The organism is Streptomyces sp. NBC_00659 (assembly GCF_036226925.1).
Classification (GTDB): Bacteria; Actinomycetota; Actinomycetes; order Streptomycetales; family Streptomycetaceae; genus Streptomyces.
Genome location: NZ_CP109031.1, coordinates 7942780 through 7965377, shown reverse-complemented (window position 1 = coordinate 7965377; position 22598 = coordinate 7942780). Strand labels below are relative to the sequence as shown.

At 70.0% G+C, this 22598-nt stretch carries 20 protein-coding genes and 1 pseudogene; 15 read left to right on the top strand and 6 right to left on the bottom strand.

Translation table 11 applies throughout. From position 1 onward, the window contains the following. Positions 1 to 744: 744 nt before the first annotated feature. Positions 745 to 1914: an acyl-CoA dehydrogenase family protein gene (locus OG410_RS34905; protein ID WP_329302725.1), complete on the top strand. Its 1170-nt coding sequence runs from the start codon at positions 745 to 747 to the stop codon at positions 1912 to 1914. Positions 1915 to 1941: 27 nt separating this feature from the next. Here the strand turns inward: OG410_RS34905 and OG410_RS34900 are convergent, their stop codons facing one another. Continuing rightward, on the bottom strand, positions 1942 to 2592 hold the full coding sequence (locus OG410_RS34900; RefSeq protein WP_329302724.1) for a TetR/AcrR family transcriptional regulator: 651 nt from the start codon (positions 2590 to 2592) through the stop codon (positions 1942 to 1944). Between the two features lie 117 nt (positions 2593 to 2709). On the opposite strand from OG410_RS34900, the gene OG410_RS34895 reads away from it, so the two are divergent. From OG410_RS34895 to OG410_RS34865, 7 genes are all read left to right on the top strand, one after another. Next, positions 2710 to 3408 carry a hypothetical protein gene (locus OG410_RS34895; protein WP_329302723.1) on the top strand — a complete coding sequence of 233 codons (699 nt, stop codon included), beginning with the start codon at positions 2710 to 2712 and terminating at the stop codon, positions 3406 to 3408. 268 nt (positions 3409 to 3676) lie between these two features. After that, on the top strand, positions 3677 to 4714 hold the full coding sequence (locus tag OG410_RS34890) for a hypothetical protein (RefSeq protein ID WP_329302722.1): 1038 nt from the start codon (positions 3677 to 3679) through the stop codon (positions 4712 to 4714). 63 nt (positions 4715 to 4777) lie between these two features. After that, positions 4778 to 6766, top strand: coding sequence for an acetate--CoA ligase (gene acs, locus OG410_RS34885; RefSeq protein ID WP_329302721.1), 1989 nt, complete (start codon positions 4778 to 4780; stop codon positions 6764 to 6766). Positions 6767 to 7473: 707 nt separating this feature from the next. Continuing rightward, positions 7474 to 7899 carry an STAS domain-containing protein gene (locus OG410_RS34880; RefSeq protein WP_329302720.1) on the top strand — a complete coding sequence of 142 codons (426 nt, stop codon included), beginning with the start codon at positions 7474 to 7476 and terminating at the stop codon, positions 7897 to 7899. 77 nt (positions 7900 to 7976) lie between these two features. Then, positions 7977 to 8561: a hypothetical protein gene (locus tag OG410_RS34875; RefSeq protein ID WP_329302719.1), complete on the top strand. Its 585-nt coding sequence runs from the start codon at positions 7977 to 7979 to the stop codon at positions 8559 to 8561. 493 nt (positions 8562 to 9054) lie between these two features. After that, positions 9055 to 9660 carry a DUF5994 family protein gene (locus tag OG410_RS34870; protein ID WP_329302718.1) on the top strand — a complete coding sequence of 202 codons (606 nt, stop codon included), beginning with the start codon at positions 9055 to 9057 and terminating at the stop codon, positions 9658 to 9660. A gap of 5 nt (positions 9661 to 9665) precedes the next feature. Continuing rightward, the gene (locus OG410_RS34865) at positions 9666 to 9809 is read left to right on the top strand and encodes a hypothetical protein (RefSeq protein WP_329302717.1); all 144 of its coding nucleotides are present in this window, start codon (positions 9666 to 9668) and stop codon (positions 9807 to 9809) included. On the opposite strand, the gene OG410_RS34860 is transcribed toward OG410_RS34865, so the two are convergent. The 3 genes from OG410_RS34860 to OG410_RS34850 all read right to left on the bottom strand — a co-directional run bounded on the left by OG410_RS34860 (position 9777) and on the right by OG410_RS34850 (position 12880). Beyond that, positions 9777 to 11015 carry a PP2C family protein-serine/threonine phosphatase gene (locus tag OG410_RS34860; protein WP_329302716.1) on the bottom strand — a complete coding sequence of 413 codons (1239 nt, stop codon included), beginning with the start codon at positions 11013 to 11015 and terminating at the stop codon, positions 9777 to 9779. The genes OG410_RS34865 and OG410_RS34860 overlap by 33 nt on opposite strands. A 265-nt stretch (positions 11016 to 11280) precedes the next feature. Continuing rightward, on the bottom strand, positions 11281 to 11937 hold the full coding sequence (gene trhA, locus OG410_RS34855) for a PAQR family membrane homeostasis protein TrhA (RefSeq protein ID WP_329302715.1): 657 nt from the start codon (positions 11935 to 11937) through the stop codon (positions 11281 to 11283). A gap of 664 nt (positions 11938 to 12601) precedes the next feature. Continuing rightward, positions 12602 to 12880 (bottom strand): hypothetical protein, encoded by a 279-nt coding sequence (locus OG410_RS34850; protein WP_329302714.1) that lies wholly within the window; start codon positions 12878 to 12880, stop codon positions 12602 to 12604. Positions 12881 to 13279: 399 nt separating this feature from the next. On the opposite strand from OG410_RS34850, the gene OG410_RS34845 reads away from it, so the two are divergent. The 5 genes from OG410_RS34845 to OG410_RS34825 all read left to right on the top strand — a co-directional run bounded on the left by OG410_RS34845 (position 13280) and on the right by OG410_RS34825 (position 19441). Next, the gene (locus OG410_RS34845) at positions 13280 to 13492 is read left to right on the top strand and encodes a hypothetical protein (protein ID WP_329302713.1); all 213 of its coding nucleotides are present in this window, start codon (positions 13280 to 13282) and stop codon (positions 13490 to 13492) included. Between the two features lie 1467 nt (positions 13493 to 14959). Beyond that, complete coding sequence (locus OG410_RS34840) at positions 14960 to 15778, top strand: GAF and ANTAR domain-containing protein (RefSeq protein ID WP_329302712.1); 819 nt, start codon at positions 14960 to 14962, stop codon at positions 15776 to 15778. 31 nt (positions 15779 to 15809) lie between these two features. Continuing rightward, the gene (locus OG410_RS34835) at positions 15810 to 16535 is read left to right on the top strand and encodes a GAF and ANTAR domain-containing protein (protein WP_329302711.1); all 726 of its coding nucleotides are present in this window, start codon (positions 15810 to 15812) and stop codon (positions 16533 to 16535) included. Positions 16536 to 16561: 26 nt separating this feature from the next. Next, complete coding sequence (locus OG410_RS34830; protein WP_329302710.1) at positions 16562 to 18982, top strand: phosphoketolase family protein; 2421 nt, start codon at positions 16562 to 16564, stop codon at positions 18980 to 18982. Between the two features lie 108 nt (positions 18983 to 19090). Then, positions 19091 to 19441 carry a hypothetical protein gene (locus OG410_RS34825; protein ID WP_329302709.1) on the top strand — a complete coding sequence of 117 codons (351 nt, stop codon included), beginning with the start codon at positions 19091 to 19093 and terminating at the stop codon, positions 19439 to 19441. A 252-nt stretch (positions 19442 to 19693) separates the two neighbouring features. On the opposite strand, the gene OG410_RS34820 is transcribed toward OG410_RS34825, so the two are convergent. After that, complete coding sequence (locus OG410_RS34820; protein ID WP_329302708.1) at positions 19694 to 20131, bottom strand: DUF5994 family protein; 438 nt, start codon at positions 20129 to 20131, stop codon at positions 19694 to 19696. Between the two features lie 33 nt (positions 20132 to 20164). Then, entirely contained in the window at positions 20165 to 21166 is a 1002-nt protein-coding gene (locus OG410_RS34815; RefSeq protein WP_329302707.1) for an acyl-CoA desaturase, read from the bottom strand. A gap of 604 nt (positions 21167 to 21770) precedes the next feature. On the opposite strand from OG410_RS34815, the gene OG410_RS34810 reads away from it, so the two are divergent. Next, positions 21771 to 22352, top strand: coding sequence for a DUF5994 family protein (locus tag OG410_RS34810; protein ID WP_329302706.1), 582 nt, complete (start codon positions 21771 to 21773; stop codon positions 22350 to 22352). Positions 22353 to 22382: 30 nt separating this feature from the next. Then, positions 22383 to 22592 (top strand): annotated as a pseudogene (locus OG410_RS34805) (MFS transporter); the annotation flags it as partial. Between the last annotated feature and the right edge of the window lie 6 nt (positions 22593 to 22598).

Below are 22598 nucleotides of genomic sequence, written 5' to 3'. Positions count from 1 at the left end.
CGCCGGGACTCCTTCGACGCGCGCGTCAGCGAGCCTGCGTGGCCACCCCGGACCGACCTGGGACGTTCTTCACCTCGGGTGCGTGTCCCCGTTGGGTGAGGTTAGCGAGGTCGCCCGTGTCCGGTGTGATGCCCGTCTCGTTGCGATAGCTGGTTGATCAGCTGGCGCGGGAGGTGGGTCGGATGAGCTGTGATGAGGTGCTGCGGCTGCTTCGGGAGCGGGAGGCCGCCTGTCACAGCGAAGCGGAACGGCTCGGGGCCGAGGCTGAGCGGATCACAGTCCGGCCGGTGATGTGCGAGCAGGAGCCGGCCCGTATCTCGACGGCGCGCGAAGTCGTCGGTGAACTGCCGCGAATCGAGCCGGTGCCGGTACCCCCTACCGACTCCACCGCCATGGTCCCCGGCCCCGCGCCGGGGTGGACATCCGCCGGACCCCCAGGCTCTGGAACATCTGCTTGCGGTACTGGCCTGGTACGCCGGTCCGGTGTGCTGCCGACAGGCGGTGGAGGGGCTTGGTCCGAAGGTGGTGCCCCGCCGGATGGAAGTGATCCGAGACCGTTCGAAGAAGGCCGTTGCGGCGAAGCCGACGGTGCGGACTCCGGGCGGGTTGTTCACCGTGACGCGTGGCACGGTCACGGCGAGCGGGTGAACGTGCGGCAAGAGGACGGTGTTCTCCTCGTCGGCCGGGCTGATCTGCCTGACCACGCAAGAAAGAAGACCTTCGCCCCGACAGCTGGAAGGTGCCATGAGCGCGCGTCGTCTGCTACCGAACGATGAGTCCCTTGACCTCATCAGACTGGTCCGGAAGCTGGCGGCCGATGAACTCGCGTCGCGAGCGGATGCCGATGAGGCGAACGAGGCATTCCCTCGTGACGTGTTCAGGCTCCTCGGACGCGTCGGCCTGCTCGGTTTGCCGTACTCCGAGGCGTACGGCGGCAGCGGCCTGTCCTACGAGGTGTACCTCCAGGTTGTCGAAGAGATCGCGTCCGTGTGGGCTTCGGTCGGCGTAGGTGTCTCCGTGCACGTGCTGTCGTGTTTCGGTCTGGCGACGATGGGCACCGAGGAGCAGAAGCAGGAGTGGCTGCCCGCGATGCTCGGTGGCGAGTTGCTGGGTGCCTACTGCCTCTCGGAGCCGCACGCCGGCTCGGACCCGGCAGCGCTGCGGACCCGGGCCCGTCTGGACGGCGATCACTACGTCCTGAACGGTGCGAAAGCCTGGACGACCCACGGCGGCCACGCGGACTACTACAAGGTCATGGCCCGCACCTCGGAGGACCGCACGGGTATCTCGTGCTTCATGATCCCCGCCGGCACCGAGGGCCTCACCGCTGATGTACCCGAACGGAAGATGGGCCTGACCGGGTCCACGACGGCGACCATGGTCCTCCGGGACGTCCGTGTCCCGGTCGAGCGGCGTATCGGTGCCGAGGGCGGCGGCCTGCGCATCGCTCTCGCGAGCCTGGATTCCGGCCGTCTCGGTATCGCGGCCGTCGCGGTCGGTCTCGCCCAGGGCGCTCTCGACCACGCGATCGCCTATGCACGCGATCGGGAGACGTTCGGATCACGCATCATCGACCACCAGGGAGTCGCGTTCCTGCTCGCCGACATGGAGGCCGCGGTCTTCTCAGCGCGTACTGCGACCCTCCATGCCGCCCGGCTGAAGGACGCGGGACTGCCGTTCAGCCGTGAGGCGTCGGTCGCGAAGCTCGTCGCGACCGACAACGCGATGCGTGTCACCACTGATGCGGTGCAGGTCCTCGGCGGGGTCGGCTACACGCGCGAGTTCCCGGTCGAACGGTACATGCGTGAGGCCAAATTGACTCAGATCTTCGAAGGCACGAACCAGATTCAGCGCATGGTCATCGGGCGGTCGCTCGCCAAGTCCAACCATGGTGACCTCACCCTGGCCCCTTGAGACCTGGCTCGGCAGAAAACGGGCGGCTCAGGCGTGAGTGGTGTCCCGGCGGCCGGGTGTGAGGAGGTAGGCGATCGCCATGTCGCTGAGTTCGTCCGCGTAGCGGCGTTGGGCCACTTCGCCGGTCGCCGGGTCGGGCCGTACGGAGTTGTGGAAGCAGGCGCCGAGGATGGCGCGGGCGGCAGTGTCGAGCGCCGCCTGCGGGTCGGAGCGGCGGATCTGGTCCGTGTAGGGAGCCGCCCCTTCGAGCAGAAGACGGTGGACCGCGGTGATGGTGCGGGCGCCGCGCTCCAGGGACTTCGTCCCGCGTACGCGCAGCAGCTCGGGGAACAGACTGGTGCTGTCGGCGAAGGACTGCAGCAGGGCGTGCGCGTAGGCGTCCAGGACGCCGGAGAGTGACGGTTCGGCCGTGCGGAGCCGCTCGGCCACGTACTCCTCGCGCCGGTCCAGCATCCGCTCCGTCAGCGCGTTGATCAGCTGCTCTTTGTCCTCGAAGCGGCGGTAGATCGTGCCGACCGAGACGCCGGCTCGTTCCGCGACGCCGGAGATCGTCATCTCGTCCAGGCCGGACGAGCCGACCACGTCCTCGGCCGCCTGCAGCACGCGAGCCAGCGTCGCCGCGCTGCGCGCCTGCCGGGGCTCCCTGTAAGGCGTCGGGCGGTCGTGCTCGTCGGTCATGCCCCGCATCGTATCGGCGGCGGTCTCCATCGCGGCTCTTGACAAGTGGTGCACCTCCCCGCGTACCCTCGTGATGCGAATGTGAATTCACATTCGCATTATTCTGGAGGTACGACCATGACCGACGACCGGACTTTCCCGGCTGTGACCGTGACGCTCGAGTCGGGGCCCACCGGCTCCGGGAGCATCGACGACTTCGAGCTGTTCTACGCGCGCCGCGCTCTGGACCGCTTCAGGACGCGACTGGGCCGACAGGGTCTGCTCGATCTCCTGGCCGCGGACATCGAGGAAGGGAACGCCTTCCTGCGCGAGTGCGCGCGCACCTCCGACGGCGCCTTCAACGCGGGTACGACTGTGCTCTCGGCGCGTGGTCTGACCTCGGCCGAGTTCCTGACATGGATGGACGCCGCCTTCGCGGCCGACGACGACCGGCCGCTGCTCGCCGCGCACCCCGAGCACTACGCGATGGGCACGGACGCCATCGGCGCGCGCGTGGTGGAGAACATCGGCCCGCACGTCTGCTCGTTCTACATGGGCGGCTGGGGGACGGACGCGATGGCGTGGGCCGCCGAGGCGGACGAGCTCCTTCCGGAGTCGGAGTATCCGCGCAAGATGTCCTCGAACCTGTTCCTGGAGGACGGCACCGTCGTCGGGCGGGCGCTGATCCAGTTCGGCGACACCGCCGACGGGTTCACCGCGAACCTCACGGTCTACTTCCCCACGTCCTGCCCGCAGGACGTCCTCGACCACCACCTGCGCCACTACGCCGTGGAGTTCAGGAACTGGATCGTCGCCGCGGCCGCAGCCCAGGCCTGACAGACGCGGGTGACGCTCGCCGCCGGCTGACATCGGCCGTCGGCGAACCCACGTCATCGGCCGGACGTCGGGCAGCTCGGCACTCATCGAGGCCATAGGACCGCCCTCTGAAGCAGGCCCCGGCCGCCCGGCGCCCCAGAGCGACTCGCATCCGAGCTCCGGCGCAAACGCTCCCGGCTCTCGACGCCCGGCCGACTGTCTCCACCACCCCAGCCGGCAAGGGGCCAACCCCTGCGGCGGGCGGTACCCAGCAAAGAAAGTTCCCACCATGTCGCACCACGCCACCCCGCCCGGTACGGGACGCAAGCTGACCCTGGTCGTCCTCGGACTGGCCGCCCTGATCGCCGCGATGCTGTGCGCCTTCGCGCTGCCCTCGCTCCACAGCGGTCCGCACCACGTGCCCATCGGCGTCACCGGGCCCCGGCAGGCAGCCGAGGCGATCCAGGAGAACGTCGACGGACCGGCATGGGACGTCCGCCTCTACAAGACCTCTGACGCCGTCAAGACGGCCGTCAAGAACAAGGACATCGCGGGCGGCCTCGCGGTCACCGCTCACGGAGTCGACGTCTACACCGCCACCGCCGGTGGCCCCTCAGCCACCGGCGCCCTCACGGCACTCGGCAACGGCGTCGCCGAGCAGAACAAGACACAGGCCACCGTCCACGACCTGGTGCCGTTCACCGACGACGACCCTCGGGGCGCGGGCCTGACCGCGGCACTCATGCCCATGATCTTCGGCGGGATCTTCCCCGCCCTGATCCTCAGCGGCGTCTTCCCCGGCCACCGCGGGCTGCGGATCCGGCTGACGGGAGCCCTGCTGTTCTCGGTCGTCGCGGGCGCCGCCGTAGCCGCCGTCCTCCAGTTCGGCACGCATTCGATCGACGGCAACTACGGACTCACCGCCCTGGGCGTCGTCCTCGGTATGGCAGCCATGTCCACGACCCTGCTCGGCCTCCAGGCCTTCCTCGGCATGGCCGGCTTCGCCCTCGGCGGCGCCCTCATGATGCTGCTCGGCAACCCCCTGTCCGGCCTGACCACCGGCCCCCACTGGCTCCCCGACGGATGGGCCACCATCGGCCAACTGCTCCCGCCGGGCGCCTCCGGCAGCCTGCTGCGCACCAACGCCTTCTTCGGCGGGACGGGCGCAGGCCTCCCCGCCATGGTCCTCACGGCCTGGGTCGTCATCGGGGTCACCTTCGTGCTCCTCGCCGACCGACAGGGCAGGCGCACCACGGCGCCCGGGTCCAAAGCCACGACCGGCTCCGAGACAGCCGACATCTCGCACCCCGAACTCGTGACCTCCTGACAATGAGCGGTACCCGGTCCCAGGAGGTCAGCCCTGGGTCACGGCCGGAGAAAGAGAGTGGACATGTCTGCAGCACGCGACCGTGAACCAGTCGAAGGCGGCGCTTCGATCGCCGGTCTCCAGAAGGAAGAGCGCAGGTTCGCGCCGCCCGCCGACCTGGCGGCGAACGCCAATGTCACCGCGGAGGCGTATGAGCAGGCCAAGGCTGACAGGCTCGGCTTCTGGGCCGAGCAGGCCCGCCGGCTGACCTGGGCCACCGAGCCGACCGAGACACTGGACTGGTCCAATCCGCCGTTCGCGAAGTGGTTCGCCGACGGAAAGCTGAACGTCGCGTACAACTGCGTGGACCGGCATGTCGAGGCCGGGAACGGCGACCGCGTCGCCATCCACTTCGAGGGCGAGCCGGGCGACAGCCGGGCCATCACCTACGCCGAGCTCAAGGACGAGGTGTCGAGGGCCGCGAACGCCCTGACCGAGCTGGGCATCGAACAGGGCGACCGGGTCGCCGTCTACCTGCCGATGATCCCCGAGGCCGTCGTCGCGATGCTGGCCTGCGCCCGTATCGGCGCCGCGCACTCGGTGGTGTTCGGCGGATTCTCCGCGGACGCGATCGCCACCCGCATCCAGGACGCCGACGCCAAGCTGGTCATCACCTCCGACGGCGGCTACCGGCGCGGCAAGCCCTCCGCGCTCAAGCCGGCCGTCGACGACGCGGTGAGCCGGGTCGACGGGGTCGACAAGGTGCTGGTGGTGCGCCGTACCGGCGAGGACGTCGCCTGGACCGAGGGCCGCGACGTGTGGTGGCACGACATCGTCGGGCGGCAGTCGGCCGAGCACACGCCGCAGGCCTTCGACGCCGAGCAGCCGCTGTTCATCCTCTACACCTCCGGGACCACGGGTAAGCCCAAGGGCATCCTGCACACCTCGGGCGGCTACCTCACCCAGGCCTCGTACACCCACCACGCCGTCTTCGACCTCAAGCCGGAGACCGACGTGTACTGGTGCACGGCCGACGTCGGCTGGGTCACCGGGCACTCGTACATCACCTACGGACCGCTCTCCAACGGCGCGACCCAGGTCATGTACGAGGGAACCCCGGACACGCCGCACCAGGGCCGGTTCTGGGAGATCGTGCAGAAGTACGGGGTGACGATCCTCTACACCGCGCCCACGGCCATCCGCACCTTCATGAAGTGGGGCGACGACATCCCCGCGAAGTTCGACCTGTCCTCGCTGCGGGTGCTCGGGTCGGTCGGCGAGCCGATCAACCCCGAGGCCTGGATCTGGTACCGCAAGCACATCGGCCAGGACCGCACGCCGATCGTCGACACCTGGTGGCAGACCGAGACCGGCGCGATGATGATCAGCCCGCTGCCCGGGGTCACCGAGACCAAACCGGGCTCGGCACAGCGGGCACTGCCCGGCATCTCGGCCACGGTCGTCGACGACGACGCGAACGAGGTCCCCGACGGCGGTGGCGGCTACCTCGTCCTCACCGAGCCGTGGCCCTCCATGCTGCGCACGATCTGGGGTGACGACCAGCGGTTCCTCGACACGTACTGGTCACGCTTCGAGGGCAAGTACTTCGCCGGGGACGGCGCCAAGAAGGACGACGACGGCGACATCTGGCTGCTCGGCCGCGTCGACGACGTGATGCTCGTGTCCGGGCACAACATCTCCACCACCGAGGTCGAATCCGCCCTCGTCTCCCACCCGTCGGTCGCCGAGGCGGCCGTCGTGGGCGCCGCGGACGAGACCACCGGACAGGCGATCGTCGCCTTCGTCATCCTGCGCGGCACCGCCTCCGCCGAGGACCCCGGACTGGTCGCCGACCTGCGCAACCACGTCGGCACCACCCTCGGCCCGATCGCCAAGCCCAAGCGGGTCCTGCCGGTGGCCGAACTGCCCAAGACCCGGTCCGGGAAGATCATGCGCCGCCTGCTGCGCGACGTGGCCGAGAACCGCGAACTCGGTGACGTCACCACACTCACCGACTCCACGGTGATGGACCTGATCCAGGCGAAGCTGCCGGCCGCACCCAGCGAGGACTGATGGGGTGCGACTACGTGCCGTCGTACCAGCCGCACCTGGATGTCGACTTCACCAATCTCGACCCCGGCCAGGACGGCTCGCCCCAGGCCGCGTGACCAGCACCGGGGCCGGTGCCGCGTGATTCAGGAGGTGCCGGCTCCGGGGCGGGCGAGGCGGATCATCGCGCGGTACATGACGGTGGGTGCCGGAGCTGGCGACAGGGGCGGGGCTTCGGTGTCGGGGGTGGCGAAGGCGCGGAGCAGGTGGCCGACCAGGCGGCGCCAAGCGTCGGGGGCAGTGGATCCCCTGGCCGCCTCCTTGTGTGGTGCACGGTCCGTCACCCCGGCCCGCGGTGGTCACCGTGTTTCGCGCTGCCTGCCCAAGGATCACGCAGGGCACGGATGTACTCGCGCGGCATCATGTCCAGGCGTCGCCCTGGTACGAGGAACGGACGGCTGCCGGGCGTCCGCCGGACCGGGTCGAGGACTATGCTGCTGTCCGGGCGTCCCAGACCCTGGCGGCTTGTCGTTGCTCGACACAGATGGCTGCAGGGAGCGGACTCTTCGTCTGTGACCCGGCGCATCCCTGGAGGAACCGGGCGGGTCCGGTGTGCTGTCGGACCGGCCGTTGCTCCGCCGACCGTACGCCCTGCCGGCAGCGCGCCATGGGGGCCGGGATCCCCGGCGTCACCCCGTCCGCTGCCGGATGGTCCACCGAATCGAGGCATCATGCCCCGACCGCAGCTCGCCGTCTACCGCCGTGACCGAGGGAAGCGGGCACTGATCACCCTGGCCGGTGAGATCGACCTGGAATCGGCCCCGCTGGTACGCACGGCACTGGCGCGATGTCTGAGCGACGGCATCCGCACCATCGACATCGACCTCACCCCTGTCACCTTCTGCGACTGCACCGGCCTCAACGTCTTCCTCCACGCCGCGCAGCAGACCACCGAGGCCGGCGGGACCCTGCGACTGCACCACCCGCCGCCGACACTGGGCCTGATCCTCGACCTCACCGGCTCCGGGTTCCTGCTCCTCGACGATCCGCTCGGGCATCTGTCACCTCCGCTCGGGGATGTCCCGGCCCCAGCCGCCCAGACCCCGCGGCGCCGGGCTGTTCCGCTTGCCTCTGTGCTCTCGGGTGATGCGCCGTGACGGCCTGGGCGGGGCGGGGGCAGCCACGAAAGCCCCGTGGCTGCGAATCCACTGTGGAAGCGGTCCGGTTACGTCGGGTGAACCGCGGGCTGGCACAGGACCTGAGCGGGAAGCTGACGGATCTGTATGTGGACTCCCACGAGACATCATCGCGCCCTGATGCGTACTGCCGTCCCAGCCGTCGGCAGTTTCTGAACCGTCTCACAGCCGACATCCGGCAACCGGGCTTCGCGATGGTGATCGCGGAGACGGACGGACTGGTGGGATGTGCTTTCGGATTCCCGATGCTCAGCAACGTCTTCGGGCGGATCGGGTTCGACCGAGCCCTACCGCGCGGCGTCGAACAACTCGCAGCGGCCGACGGCATCTTCGTGATCACCGACATTCTGATCCCCCCTCACCCGCAGGACGCGCACGTGGCTCTCCGGTTGCAGGAGCGGCTGCTGGCCGACCACCAGGCGTCATTCGGCGCCACCCTGGTGGACCGGGCCGATCACCCCACCTTCAACACGCTCCGTTCCTGGGGATGGCTGGACGTGGGAACGTTCTGGAAGCCGACCGGCGCCACGCGGCTCCGGGTGCTGATCCTTCCCGTCGGCAAACCAACCTCCCTGAGGCCGGGGGGACTTGCGCACGATGCCTGGACGCGGTGGCCTGGGTGAGGCCCCACAGCCGGTCGGCCCGCATCCAGGTGCTGGTCGCCGAGCCGGCAGCCCTGCATGGTGCCCGGATCGGTGTGGTGGACGTATGCACACGGTCGTCCCGCTCACACCTGGCAGGGGCCGCTGGGATCGGGCAGTCGTCCCTCCGGAGTCCACACAACCAGCAGCGGAATCGATCATGACGGCGCCGACGGACAGACCACGCCACGCCTGACACCGACCGACGGACGGGCCGGTTCGGAGATCCGTTCCTCCGTCAGCGCCTCGGTCGTGGTCACCTGCGGCGGCCCGCCCGATTCGCCGCCCTGCGATGCACGCCGTGGACAAGACACTTCGACACGGGACGGGTCGAGCGTACGGTCCGTTCGGCTGGTCCGAGGAGTACGGTGAAATCACCGAGGATTTCTTGCGCACCGGCTTCCACGCTCGTGTCGTTTTCGGCGATTCAATATGCCGGGCCGGTCAACAAGCGGCCCGGGGCAGGGTTCGCGTCATGACTGCGGCCGTTTCCCTCTCGCCGACACCCGAAGTCGAAGACCGGTCCTCCTCGTCCTCTGTCCGTCTCTCGCTCGCTCCCATCGGTCCTGCTCCGGCCCTGCTGGACGGCGCATGGTGGCCCCGCGCCCGCGTTCTCGGGGCGGAACTCCCCGCCCTGACAGCCGTACTGGATCCGCTGTGGGGGCGGATCACCCGGGTGACGGTGAATCCCACACACTGGCCGGTCGTCCCGCGCAAGGTGCCCGTCGCCGGGCATGTGGTGAACGTGGGTTGCTTCCTGGCCGAGCAGGACCCACATGAACTACTGCTGCTCTCCTACCACATGGGCCGCTGGAACCTCCTGGTGATCCCGCCGCGGACGGACCCCGTCTCAGCCGCCTGGCTGATGGCCGCCGCGAGCGACCCCCTGGGCACGTCGACCGCGAGCCGACTGATGGAGGAGGCGGCTCGCCTGCGGACAGTGTCCGAGAGCGACCGGGCCGTGGAGGCGGTCCGGGACTCCGAAGGAGGACATGAGGTCCGCGGTCCGGCCGCACCTCCCGCACGTCCACGAATCCCGCTCGCCACCGCCACGCTGCCGTGTCAGCCGCTGGGGAGGTGAGGATCATGCAGACGTTCGTGATCCTGGCGATGGCCGGTCCCGTGGTGCCCCTCGTCCGCCTGCTCAACTCGCAGCACAGCGACCGCGTCGCCGCCTTCCTCACCATCCGCCCAGAGTCATCGCCCGGGACTGGTCCGTCCCGTCCGTGACGGTGCGGAGGCGTCGCTGAGGTCGGCGCCGGTAGCGGCGTCCCGCTGGGAGTGGCCGGTGCCGTGCCAGTCCAGGCACATGACGGTCGCGTCGTCTTCCAGGTGACCATGGCCGGCGTCGACAATCGCGGCGATGAGGGCGCGGGCGGCTTCGCGGGGATGCAGGGCGCGGCTGCGGACGATCAGGTCCGACAGATCCAGGGTCTTGGCATTGCGCTCCAGCATGCCGTCCGTCAGCATCACCAGCCGATCCCCGGGCCGCAGGTCCAGCGACTGCACCCGGTAGGTGTGAGGGGCGTGGAAGCCGAACGGCCTATCGACCTTCGGAACGATCTCCCGTACCTGGCCGTCCCGCATGCGCAGCGGCCAGGGGTGGCCGGCGTTGACGAACTCGGTACCGCCGTCGAGCAGACTGATCCGCAGCAGCTGGCCGGTGACATAACCCTCGCGGCCGTGTTCCCGCACAGCACGGTCGGCTTCGTGGGCCTGCTCCTCAAGGCTCGCACCGGCCCGCCGTGCCCGGCGCAGGGCCCCGACCACGAGGGTGGCCAGGAGTGCGGCGTCGACGTCGTGCCCCATGGCGTCGGTGATGGAGAGCTGGACGGTGTCCCGGTCGATCACGTAGTCGAAGGTGTCACCTCCGACATGGTCGGCGGGCTCCAGCACCCCGGCGACCGCGAACTGCGCCGCCTCGCACGCCAGCGACGCCGGGAGCAGCCGGTGCTGGATCTCGGCGGCCAGGCTCAGCGGGGTGGTGCGACGGGCCCACTGGTAGACGTCGGTGAAGGAGCGGTTCGCGATGACGATGTACGCCAGGGCGTGCGCGGTCTCGCTGACCTCTTGCATCACCTCCGCGTCCGGAGTCGCGGGCAGGAACAGTTCGAGGAGCCCGATGGCGTCCCCACGATTGGTCACCGGGGCGACGATCCGCACCAGCGCGCCCTCGCCCTTGTCCTCCACGCTCGGCCGCTGGGTGCGGATCACGTTGTCGTACAGGGTGCCCCGCAGCGTGATGCGCCGTGCGGGTTCGTCGGTATCGACGCTGCCCGCCGCCCCCAGCCGTACGACGGAGCTACCGGTGAAGTCGGTGATGAGGAACGACACCGACACGGCCCCGAGATGTTCCTTGAGCATCCGCGCGACCACGTCGAGCGACTCCACCGGCGCCGCAGACTCCGCCGCCTCCAGCGTCCCCGCCAAGGTCATCGCCCCGCCCCGGCCACCCCCGCCCTTCGCAGGATGAGAGGCTCGCCCGCTGTCCGGCACTCTTGCGGTCACAGCGGCTCCTCACTGCTCGACGACGCTCAGGACTCCGCCCCGCAGGCGCGAAAGACCTGTGTAAAATCCAGCATCGGACAGGTCATATTGCATCACGGAACCCGGGTTCCGCCCCGCCCACCAGCCTCTCCCGGACCATGTGCGACCAGGGCCCGTCCCTCAAATCCTGCGCTTCGACATGCCCCGAACGCAGTCACGCGGCTGCCAGGACGATGGCTGTGTAGTGCGCGGTGAAGGCGGCGACGGTCAGGGCGTGGAAGATCTCGTGGAAGCCGAACCAGTCCGGTGAAGGATCGGGGCGCTTGAGGGCGTAGACGACCGCGCCCGCGCTGTAGAGCAGCCCGCCGGCCACGATCAGGGCGAGTACGGCCGCTCCGCCGGTGTGCAGGAAGCCGGGCAGGTAGCGCACCGGTGCCCATCCCAGGGCCAGGTAACACGGGGTGTACAGCCAGCGCGGAGCTGTGACCCACAGGACCCGGAACGCGATGTCGGCCAGCGCGCCTGTCCAGACGATCCACAGCAGCACGGACCGCTGGTCCGACGGGATGAGGAGCACGGCCAGGGGGGTGCAGGTGCCGGCGATGATCAGGAAGATGTTCGCGTGGTCCAGCCGACGCAGGGCCGCCTCCCCGCGTGGACCCCACGTTCCGCAGTGGTAGACCGCGCTGGTACCGAACAGCAGGCAGGCCGACACCGCGTACACCGAGCAGGCCGCCACTGCCGCAGCCGAGCGCGAAACGGCGATCAGGACGATGCCGCCGGCCAGCGAGAGCGGGAACACCCCGGCGTGCAGCCAGCCGCGCATCCTCGGCTCCAGCACAACCGCCGCACACTCCACCCCGCCTTCCATCCCTGCCGCCGCCTGCCCGGCAGTCGGTCGGCCGGCTGCGCCGGCAGGCGCATCAACCACCGGAGTGCGCAGGACGTCGGGCGTGGTGCCGGTGCCGGGGGCGGGGCGGGGCGGGGCGGGAGTGTCGTCCGTGTGCCGGCGGCTGAGCGTCTTCGGCGATCATGCGCTCATATTCTTGAAATCGGCGGAAGAGTGCGATCCGGTGCGTCGCCGCGGACCGCGGGTCAGGTGCCGGCCGTGTGCCGGGACGCGGCCGTCACTGCTCGGTCAGCGGCTGCAGGACGGCGGGATGCGGTGGGTGTAAGCCGACGTCACCCGTGGGCCATGTCCTCGGTGCCGGATGGATCACGTAAGCCATAGGAGAGCGCGGTTGATGCGACGCCCGGGAAAAGTACGAGCCGCGCCACCCGCAGTAGCATGGATGTCGGGTTGGCTCACTCTCACGTGCAGCCGCCCGGAAGGGCGACTCCGGCGTGTTTGCGCCGGAGTCGTTGGCACAGCCGAACTGGCGGTTCCGGCCAGGCCGCGACCTTCCAAAGGGCGCGGCGCGCATCGATGGGCGTCCCGCTCAAGAGGGACAGCGCATGATCCGGGCAGCCGAGATCCGCGAGTGGCACCCCCCCCCGACACGGGCCGTCGGCTGTGCGACGGGGCGGTCTACCGGTCACCCGCGACGTTCGTGGTCCCGACGGTCCTCGCGCCTCCAGCGCGCCCGGTTCTGTCGGCTGTAGCGGCGGTCCCAGCGGTCCTGCCGGTCCCGGCGCTCCTGATAGTCCCGGTAGCCCTTGCGGTCGGAACCGTCGCCACGGATCCAGCCTCCCCCGCGATCTCGGCCGTACCGGGTGGCACCGAAGAGCAACGCGGCCGCGGCCACCCACCAGAGGGGATGGAGAAAGCCGAGGCCGAACAGGACGACGATCGGCACGAGAAACAGAACGAACACGGCGAGCCTCCCCGGAGCGGAACAAACCATCACTGCCGGGGGCCAGGGCTGTTCACACAGCGTAGCCCTTCCAAGAGGTTGCGGATAGCACACCGTGTCCGCGGCGTCCGACGGAAGCGGTCGGAAGTGGTCGGAAGCGGATGGCCGCTTGACGTCTGTCCGGGGAGTACGGCGAGGGCTAACGTGCGTGGTACGGCCCGAGCCCCCGGCAGCGTCGATCGCCTCTCGCGCTCCCTCGGGGGCGCACCTCACGCATCAGCGCCGGACTCCTTCCTGTCGCCAACGGGCCGCTCCCGCACCCGCCGTCGCCACTGGACCCTGACGCAGCTTCGATGCGCCCCAGGCGGGCACCCTCGTGCCGTCCGCCGCGTCGCACGCATACCACCGCAGGCGGTACACATGTACGCGCTGATCGTTCCGGCTTCTACCCCCTTCGTCCTGCTCGCCGCCGTGATGGGCCTGTCCTGGTGGGAGGACCGCATCCTGCCGGCACCATCGGCCGAGCCGGTGAACGCTCCCGCCGAGGCTCCGTCCGCCCCGGCGGCCCCTGCCCAGCTCGCGGAACTCCCGCTTGTCGAGAATGCGTTGACAAGGGAGGCAGTCGGGCGTTGACCGACAGCACGGCGTAGGCCATGCCGCTCCGGATCACCCGGACGACTCATTCCGCCTTCCGCTTGGCCCGACCCCGCGGAAGTCAGGAATTTCCCGCGATCCGGAGGACCGGCACCGATCCTGTGGATACCTACCGCCCGGCAGGACCCGGACACCAACACGCAGACCGAGGAACCACGGCTCGCGTTCAGGCAGTACCGGGAGATCTCTCCCGCTGAAGCGCGGAGGCAGGTGAGGCTTCTTCGGCGGAGCGGACGGTACAACGGGACGACTGCCCGGCTGACGGTGTCTCACCTGCGACCAGCACCCCGGCACGGCATGGGAGCCGCCCGATCACCGCCGTCCATACATCGTGGTGCCCCTCTCCGGACCAACCAGGAGACCGGCCTCGGGACTATGCTGCGTACGGACGTCCCAGACCCCGGCGGGCCACCACTGCTTGGCCCGCATGCCTGCGGAGAGCGGATCACCCGTCCGCCCGCCCCGCGCATCCCCGAGGTAACCGGCTGGGTCCTACGCTCCGGAACAGCGGCTGCTGGATCGGTCATTCACCTGCCTGCACGACCGTACGACCGTACCGCGTACCCGGTACGGTCTCGTGAACCGAGGCACCCTGCCCATGGGCATCCCACCGATCCTGAACGTCTGCCGGCACGACACGGACAACCGGGCGCTGGTCACCCTGACCGGCGAGATCGACCTGCGATCGGCGCCCTTGGTGCACCCGTCGGCGGAGCGGTACCCGCACGACGGCATCCACACCATCGATGTCGATGTCACCGCCGTGGCCTCCTGCGACTTCAGCGGCATCAACGCCTTCCTCCACGCCTTGCAGCACAGCGCCACGACCGAAGGATCCCCTGCAACTGCACCGGTCCAGAACGGCGTTGGAACGCCTCGCCACCGTCACCGCCTCGGACTCCCTCATCCTCGCCCTTCCACATGCCTTCGCCGGGAGCCGACCGCCGTGGCGGCCCTCTCCCGTGCACCGGGCCACGCACCGGCTCGCCCCGGCGCCTGCTGCTCTCCCGGGCGGTGTGCTGCGACGGCCCTGGCCGGTCCGATCCGATCGCGGGGGCGCCCGGACCACCAGCCGTTCACCACACGCACGACGCCCCTGAGTCAGGGTCGGCTCACCAGTTCCGGCCGGGCCTTGACCTTCGCCTTCGCCTTCGCCTTCGCCTTCGCCGGGATCCTGGTTCGTCCGCACGCGCGGGGCCGGGACGAGGCCCGGCGGCTGGGGGAACGGCCGCTCACCGAGCACCGGGCACCACTCGGTGTCACCTTGGCGGACCGGCCTGACCAGGCGATCCTGGCCGCTCTCCGCTGCTGGGACCGGACGCACGTCGGAGACGGCCGCAGGGCGGCCGACGGCGCCGTGCTCCTGACGCCGGTTCTCCCCTCGGGGGTGCGAACGGCTGTGAGTCCGGAGGGACTTGATCACCGCGCCTGGACGCGGTGGTCGCCGTGATCCCCGGCAGCCGGTCGGCGCGGATCCAGGCTCTCGTGGCCGAGCAGGCGGCCCTGCGCGGCGCCCGGGTCGGCGTCCTCGACGTGTGTACGGCGGCAGTTGCGGCACTGCCGGTCGGCGGGGCCGGGATGTCCGCGATGTCCCGCGACCGGGCGAGTCATCCGCTGTGCAGTACCGACTCCGTCAGTCAGCATCTGGAAGAACTCCAGCTCACCCTGGGCGAGGGACCGTGCGTGGACGCCTACGTCCTCGGCTCGACGGTCCTCTGCCCCGACCTGTTGGCCGGTGAACTCCAGCGCCATTGGACGGTGTTCGCCGACGCGGCGCTGGAAGCCGGTGCCAGAGCGGTCTTCGCTTTCCCTCTGCAGACAGGGCCCGTCATCCCCGGCGTCCTCGACCTGTACTCCAGCAGTTCGGTCGAGCTGGACGCGGAAGAGGTGGCCGACGCGATGGCCTTCGCCGACGCTGCCACGTCGATTCTGCTCGATGCCCGGATCAGTGAGACGGGTGTCCCGTTCGACACCCAGGCGCCCGACACCGACGCGGCCGGCACCGACCGGCCGGACGCCTCACCCTTCGACGACCTGGGCGGATACCGCGCCGAGATCGACCAGGCCACCGGCATCCTCATGGTCCAGCTCGACGTCGGCTTCGAGGAAGCCTTCATCCGGCTGCGCGCCCACGCGTACGCCCGGGGGACACGGATCTCGGTGGTCGCCGCCGACGTGGTCGCCCACCGGCTCCGTCTCCCCCCGGACACGGCTCCGTCCGACATCCAACCGCCGGATGTGCGGCCCCCCGACGAGGAGTCCTGATGCTCACGCCCCATACACAGAGGTGTGCACGATGAAGGAACAGTTGATGGCCCGGACGTTCGTCGAGCTCGCCGACAGTCTCGTCGCCGACTTCGACCTCATGGACTTCCTGCGCCTGCTCACCGACCGCTGCGTCGACCTGCTCGACGCGAGCGCGGCGGGCGTCCTGCTCGCCGACCGTGACGGCGTGCTGCGCGTCATGGCCGCCTCCGACGAACGGGTGCGCCTCCTGGAACTCTTCCAGCTCCAGAACCACGAAGGCCCCTGCCTGGACTGCTTCCACACCGGAATCGCGGTCTCCGTCCACGATCTGCGCGACGAGGCCGCCCGCTGGCCCCTGTTCGCCGCCCAGGCCCAGCGCAGCGGATTCACCGCCGTCCAGGCGCTGCCCATGCGCCTGCGCGACGAGGTCGTCGGCGCCCTCAACCTCTTCCACGCCACCCCGGCGCCCATCAGCCCCGCCTCCGCCACCTTCGCCCAGGCCCTCGCCGACGTCGCCACCATCAGCCTGCTGCAACAACGCACCGCCGAGCGCAACACGCTCCTCAACGAGCAGTTGCAGACAGCCCTCAGCAGCCGCGTCCTGATCGAACAGGCCAAGGGCAAACTCGCCGAACGCCGCCACACGGACATGGAACAGGCCTTCACCACCCTGAGGGCCTACGCCCGCTCCCACAACCGCCGCCTCTCGGACGTCGCCCGCGCCTTCATCGACGAATCCGAATTCCTCCCCGGCCTCAGCTCCCGAAGTTCCTGAGCAGCCCTCTTCAAGAAGGGTTCGTCATGCCGCTCGACCCCCCTCGCGAGACCTCGCTCGACACCCCTGTACACATCGACAACATCGACGAGGAGGAACTGAACGCGCTGGACGCCCACTGGCGGGCGGCGAACTACCTGGCCGTCGGGCAGATCTACCTCATGTCCAACCCGCTGCTGACCGAGCCCCTGGCTCTCGATCACATCAAGCCGCGGCTGCTGGGTCACTGGGGCACCTCACCGGGACTGAACCTGGTCCACACCCACCTCAACAGGGTCGTGAAGGCAAGGGACTTGGACGCGATCTGTGTCTGGGGGCCGGGTCACGGCGGGCCCGCCGTGGTCGCGAACTCCTGGCTGGAGGGCAGCTACACCGAGACATACCCGGACATCACGCGGGACGCCGCCGGCATGGCCCGCCTCTTCCGGCAGTTCTCCTTCCCCGGCGGCATCCCCAGTCATGTCGCGCCCGAGACCCCCGGATCGATCCACGAAGGCGGCGAACTGGGCTACTCCCTCTCGCACGCCTACGGGGCCGCGTTCGACAACCCGGGGCTCCTGGTGGCCTGCGTGATCGGCGACGGCGAGGCCGAGACGGGCCCGCTGGCCGCCTCCTGGCACTCGAACAAGTTCCTCGACCCGGTACGGGACGGTGCCGTCCTGCCGATCCTGCACCTCAACGGCTACAAGATCGCCAACCCGGCGGTCCTGGCCCGGATACTGGAGCCCGAACTCGACTCCCTGCTCAGGGGATACGGCCACGAGCCCCTCCATGTCACCGGGGACGACCCTCATGCCGTCCACCAGGCGATGGCTCGCGCCATGGACGAGGCCCTGGACCGCATCGCCGCCTTCCAGTACGCCGCCCGCACCGAAGGCGCCGGTTCCGCCGTCACCGAACGCCCGCGGTGGCCGGTGATCGTGCTGCGTACGCCCAAGGGCTGGACCGGACCGGCCGAGGTCGACGGTCTCCCGGTGGAGGGCACCTGGCGAGCGCACCAGGTCCCGTTGTCGGCCGTACGCGAAAACCCGGACCATCTGCGGCAGTTGGAGCAATGGCTGCGCTCCTACCGGCCGGAGGAGCTCTTCGACGAGCACGGACGCCCCCGGGCGCAGGTTCTGGCCTGCGTCCCCGACGGCTTACACCGCCTGGGTGCCAACCCGCACACCAACGGCGGTCTGCTACTGCACGCCCTGCCCCTCCCGCCCCTGGAGGAGTTCGCCGTCCTGGTCGACAAGCCCGGTGCGACAGCGCATGAGCCGACCCGTGTCCTCGGCGACCTGCTGGCGCGGGTGATGGCCGATACGGGCGAACGGCGGGACTTCCGGCTGGTCGGCCCGGACGAGACGGCTTCCAACCGCCTCCAGGCCGTCTACGAGGCGAGCGGCAAGGCGTGGGAGGCCCAGGTACTGCCGACGGACGAGCATCTGGAGCGCGGCGGCCGGGTGATGGAGATCCTGTCCGAACACACCTGCCAGGGCTGGCTGGAGGGCTATCTCCTCACCGGACGGCATGGCCTGTTCTCCTGCTACGAGGCCTTCGTCCACATCGTCGACTCCATGGCGAACCAGCACATCAAGTGGCTGCGCGTCGCCCGCCGGCTCCCCTGGCGCCGCCCGATCGCCTCCCTCAACTACCTGCTCACCTCGCACGTGTGGCGCCAGGACAACAACGGCTTCTCGCACCAGGACCCCGGTTTCGTCGACCACGTACTGAACAAGTCGCCGGAGGTCGTGCGCGTCTACTACCCGCCGGACACCAACACCCTGCTGTCCGTGGCGGATCACGTGCTGCGCAGCCGCGACTACGTCAATGTCGTCGTCGCGGGCAAGCAGCCCTGCTTCGACTGGCTCGACCTCGACGCCGCCCGCGCGCACTGTGCCCGCGGCGCCGGGATCTGGTCCTGGGCCGGCACCGAGTCCGAGCGCGGCGAGCCGGACGTGGTGCTCGCCTGCGCGGGCGACGTACCCACCCTCGAAGTTCTGGCCGCGGCCTCGCTGCTCCGTCTCCATCTGCCCGAACTCGCGGTGCGGGTGGTCAACGTCGTCGACATCGCCCGGCTGCTGCCCGCGGAGGAACACCCGCACGGCATGCCCGAGAGCGAGTACGACGCGCTGTTCACCCCCGACAAACCGGTTGTTTTCGCGTACCACGGCTATCCGTGGCTGATCCACCGGCTCGCCTACCGGCGCGCCAACCACCCGCACCTGCACGTGCGCGGCTACAAGGAGGAGGGCACCACCACGACCCCGTTCGACATGGTCGTACGCAACGACCTCGACCGGTACCGGCTGGTCATGGACGTCATCGACCGGGTGCCCGGTCTCGCGGTCCGGGCCGCGGCGCTGCGGCAGCGGATGGTCGACGTCCGCTATCGCCATCACGACTGGATCCGCGCCCACGGGGAGGACCTGCCCGAGGTCGCCGAATGGACCTGGGGTCAGTGACCGCCCGGGTGGCGGAGATGCGGGTGGAGGACGCCGCCGCCGAGGACGCGAAGGCCGTGCTGGCCACGCTCGCGAGCAGTCCCGAGGGGCTGTCGGGAGGCGAGACGGGTGAGGCGGCCGAGCGGCTCGCGGTCGTCGGGCCGAACGCCGTACGCACGCACCACGCCCGTCCTGGCACTTCTCGGGCGGCAGTTGCGCAGCGCCCTGCTGATCCTGCTGGCGGTGACGGCCGGGGTCTCGTACTTCTTCGGCGAGCGGACCGGCGCGATCGTCGTCGCGGGGATCCTGGTGCTGAGCGTGGCACTGGGATTCGTCAACGAGTACCAGGCGGAGAAGGCGGCACAGGCCCTGCACTCTCGGGTGCGCCACACGGCCGTCGTGGTCCGGGGCAGCGCGGCCACCGAGGTCGATGTGACCGAGCTGGTGCCGGGCGATGTCGTACGTCTGACGCTGGGGTAGGTGGTGCCCGCGAACCTGCGCCTGCTGGAGTGCACGGCGTTCGCCTACGACGAGAGCGTCCTCACCGGGGAGTCCGCCCGGCCGACAAGAACCCGGAGCCCATCGCCGCGGGGGCGGCACTGGCCGAGCTGACCTCCTGTGCGCTGATGGGGACGGAAGGCACTGGCGGCCCTCGACCGGTGCGGTGACAACGCCCCCGGGCCCACAGCACCTCTGGGTGGTGTGGGCCCACAGTCGGTCCGGCAGACACCGTCAGCGGACAGCGGTTCCCAACCCCAGGCTGTCCTTCACGGCGGTGTCCATGCTGTCCATGAGCCCCCCGGCCTCCGCCTCCGTGGCCGCGGGCGGTACGACCAGCAGGTCCCACCGACCGTGGCCGGGTGCCAGCAGGCAGACGGTGGAGGGGGCGTGCCGGCTGGTCGTCCGGCGCAGGCGTACCACCTGATCGTCGACGAGCAACCGTCCGGGGAACGGAGCCCATACAGCCTCGTCCACCAGGACGCTGCTGACGTGCCCCCAGGCGGGCGGCAGTCCACCCAGCAGCCGGGGCAGTTCGGACGTCAGATCGGTGGAGCGGGGCCACCAGGCGCCGTCGATGCGCCGGGGCATGCGGCCCTGTGCCGATTGGACCGACAGGCGCAGGCGGACGGCGGACGACGAGGAGATCGGGGGCGGGGGAGCGAGTGTCATGAGAACTCCTGGAGGGGACACGGTCGATCGGGTTCACGCGCGACGGGCGGCGATACGGTCCGGGGTGGGCCAGCGCACGTCCCTGACCCAGCCGAGGCGTTCGAAAAGGCGGATGACGGCGGCGGAGGGGTCGAGCTGGCCGCGGTCGACGCCGTGCCGGGCGCTGGTGGGGTCGGCGTGGTGGAGGTTGTGCCAGCTCTCTCCGAAGGAGAGCAGGGCCAGAGGCCACAGGTTGGTGGAGCGGTCGTGGCGACGGGTGCGGAACGGACGCTCGCCGATCACATGGCAGAGGGAGTTCACGCTCCAGGTGACATGGTGGAGCAGGGCGATGCGGACGAGTCCCGCCCACAGCAGGGCGGTCAGAGCGGACACCCAGGTGCCGCCGATCAGCCTGCCCGCGGCGAAGGGGAGGACGAGGGTGAGCACACACAGGGCCGGGAAGGCCCGGGACACGGCCCGGATGTCGCGGTCGGCGACGAGGTCGGGAGCGTAACGCGCCGCGGATGTGGGCTCGTTGCGGAACAGCCAGCCGACGTGGGCGTCCGCCAGCCCCCGCAACTGACCGCGCACGGAAGTGCCGTAGCGGTACGGAGAGTGCGGATCGCCCGGCCGGTCGGTGAAGGCGTGGTGGCGGCGGTGGATGGCGACCCAGCCGATCACGTCACCCTGGAAGCTCATCGACCCGGCCGTCGCGAGCGCGATGCGCAGTGGCCGTACGGCACGGTAGCCGCCGTGGGTCAGGCCCCGGTGGAAGCCGACGGTGACGCCGAGGCCCGTGACCGTGTAGAGCACCGTGGCGAGCAGGACATCGACAGGATGGATCAGGCGCCCCCACAGCAACCAGCCGGCCAGGCCTAGTGCCAGGAACGGCAGGAAGACGATCAACGCCGTGATCGTCAGGGACAGCCGCTCGTTGCCGGTGCGCTCACAAGTCGTTCCGCCGCACGGGAAGGGTGCCCTCCCGTCGTACTCCAGGAGCGGCGGGGCACTTTCCGGCTGAGCGGCGGACGGGGGACGGAGAGACTGAAGAGACATGGGCGGTCCTTGACCTCGGTGACGACAGTGCGGCCGGGGTCTTGGGCTGCGCCTCTTCGACGGCGGGTGGGTGGGTGCGATCGGCGGGCAGTCCGCTGAAGTCGAGCCAAAAGCGGAGCGGACCCGCTGCGTGCGAGGCGTCCGCTGTGAGGTGCAGTCGCGTCCCCGTTCCCGAGGGGCCCGCGATGCTGCTCGTCACCGGCGGAAGGCGACCGGAGCGCGTCCGCGACGCGCCGAACCGCTTCACAGTCCGCGGCGACCATACGGGCTTCCACCCGGCCCTGCTCGCTCGTGCGTGGCCTCGGAGCGGGGTGGGCAGTGCGCGGCTTCGGATGTCACGGGGCGGAACCTGCCCGGACCTGGGCGGCCCGCATCTCTCTTGCGACGAGGACGAGGCCTGTGCGATCACCGGCGTACGACGTGCCCTCGACGTCTTCACCGTACTCCTGCCGGTACGACAGTCGCGGCAAGACCAGGAAGACTGAAGGAGTACGGTGAAGGCACCGAGGGCATTTCGCACACCGGCTGCCACGCCGGGTCGTTCCCGGCGAAAGGCGAAACCCGGGCCGCAACTCCAGGGGCGGCCCGGAGACGGGTCCTCATCATGACCGCGACCTTCGAAGCAACCCTGCCGCGGCTCGCACCCGTCGCGGCGCCTCCCGCCCGTCTCGTACTGAAGGCCGACGCCCGATCCCGCGGGCTCCTGGACGGCGCCTGGTGGCCGCGCTCCCGCGACCTGCTGCGCGAACTGCCCGCACTGACCGATGCGTTGGACCCCCTGTGGGGCCGCATCACCCATGTCGCCGTCAACCCCGAGCACTGGCCGGTCATCCCGCACAAGGTGCCCGTCCGCGGCCATGTCGTGAAGGTCGGCTGGTTCACTCCGGAGATCGACCCGCACAAGCTTCTTCTCCTGTCCTACGGCACCGGCCGCTGGGACCTGCTGGTGATCCCGCCCGAGACCGGCCCGGAAGCAGCTGCACGTCTGATGACGGCGGCATCCGAATACGGCGGCCTGCCACTGACCGCGAGCCAGCTCATCACCGCCGACCAGGCCCTGCACGACGTTTCCCCCGTCCCCAACCAGGTGCGGGACGCGGAGAGGACATGGGAGTCCGAGGGCGGCGCCTCGCAGGTCACTGCGGCTGTCCCGAAGCAGGCCAGCCGACTGATCATCGGTATGTGAGATGCGCGTCGGCAAAACAGCCGCCTCCGGACCCTGCTCCAGGCCACTGCCGTCACCGACCGCTGGGGCACCACTCACTACGGCCACCTGTCCGGACTCCTCACGGCCCCGGCAACCGCAGCCTCAGCCCTGGCCCCCTTCGCCGGTGCCGTCATGGCCGCACCGCTCGGCGGATACCCACACCTGTTCACCGTGCTCGCGCTCGTCGCCGCCGCACTCACCGCCGCTGCGACAGCAACACCGCAG

What these genes read in the sequence shown, in the direction of transcription:
- OG410_RS34820 (WP_329302708.1), bottom strand. Translation starts at nt 20,131, where the DNA reads ATGACACTCGCTCCCCCGCCCCCGATCTCCTCGTCGTCCGCCGTCCGC.
- OG410_RS34880 (WP_329302720.1), top strand. Translation starts at nt 7,474, where the DNA reads ATGCCCCGACCGCAGCTCGCCGTCTACCGCCGTGACCGAGGGAAGCGG.
- OG410_RS34895 (WP_329302723.1), top strand. Translation starts at nt 2,710, where the DNA reads ATGACCGACGACCGGACTTTCCCGGCTGTGACCGTGACGCTCGAGTCG.
- acs (WP_329302721.1), top strand. Translation starts at nt 4,778, where the DNA reads ATGTCTGCAGCACGCGACCGTGAACCAGTCGAAGGCGGCGCTTCGATC.
- OG410_RS34830 (WP_329302710.1), top strand. Translation starts at nt 16,562, where the DNA reads ATGCCGCTCGACCCCCCTCGCGAGACCTCGCTCGACACCCCTGTACAC.
- OG410_RS34870 (WP_329302718.1), top strand. Translation starts at nt 9,055, where the DNA reads ATGACTGCGGCCGTTTCCCTCTCGCCGACACCCGAAGTCGAAGACCGG.
- OG410_RS34860 (WP_329302716.1), bottom strand. Translation starts at nt 11,015, where the DNA reads ATGACCTTGGCGGGGACGCTGGAGGCGGCGGAGTCTGCGGCGCCGGTG.
- OG410_RS34845 (WP_329302713.1), top strand. Translation starts at nt 13,280, where the DNA reads ATGTACGCGCTGATCGTTCCGGCTTCTACCCCCTTCGTCCTGCTCGCC.
- OG410_RS34890 (WP_329302722.1), top strand. Translation starts at nt 3,677, where the DNA reads ATGTCGCACCACGCCACCCCGCCCGGTACGGGACGCAAGCTGACCCTG.
- OG410_RS34865 (WP_329302717.1), top strand. Translation starts at nt 9,666, where the DNA reads ATGCAGACGTTCGTGATCCTGGCGATGGCCGGTCCCGTGGTGCCCCTC.
- OG410_RS34905 (WP_329302725.1), top strand. Translation starts at nt 745, where the DNA reads ATGAGCGCGCGTCGTCTGCTACCGAACGATGAGTCCCTTGACCTCATC.
- OG410_RS34835 (WP_329302711.1), top strand. Translation starts at nt 15,810, where the DNA reads ATGAAGGAACAGTTGATGGCCCGGACGTTCGTCGAGCTCGCCGACAGT.
- OG410_RS34810 (WP_329302706.1), top strand. Translation starts at nt 21,771, where the DNA reads ATGACCGCGACCTTCGAAGCAACCCTGCCGCGGCTCGCACCCGTCGCG.
- OG410_RS34815 (WP_329302707.1), bottom strand. Translation starts at nt 21,166, where the DNA reads ATGTCTCTTCAGTCTCTCCGTCCCCCGTCCGCCGCTCAGCCGGAAAGT.
- OG410_RS34900 (WP_329302724.1), bottom strand. Translation starts at nt 2,592, where the DNA reads ATGACCGACGAGCACGACCGCCCGACGCCTTACAGGGAGCCCCGGCAG.
- trhA (WP_329302715.1), bottom strand. Translation starts at nt 11,937, where the DNA reads ATGGAAGGCGGGGTGGAGTGTGCGGCGGTTGTGCTGGAGCCGAGGATG.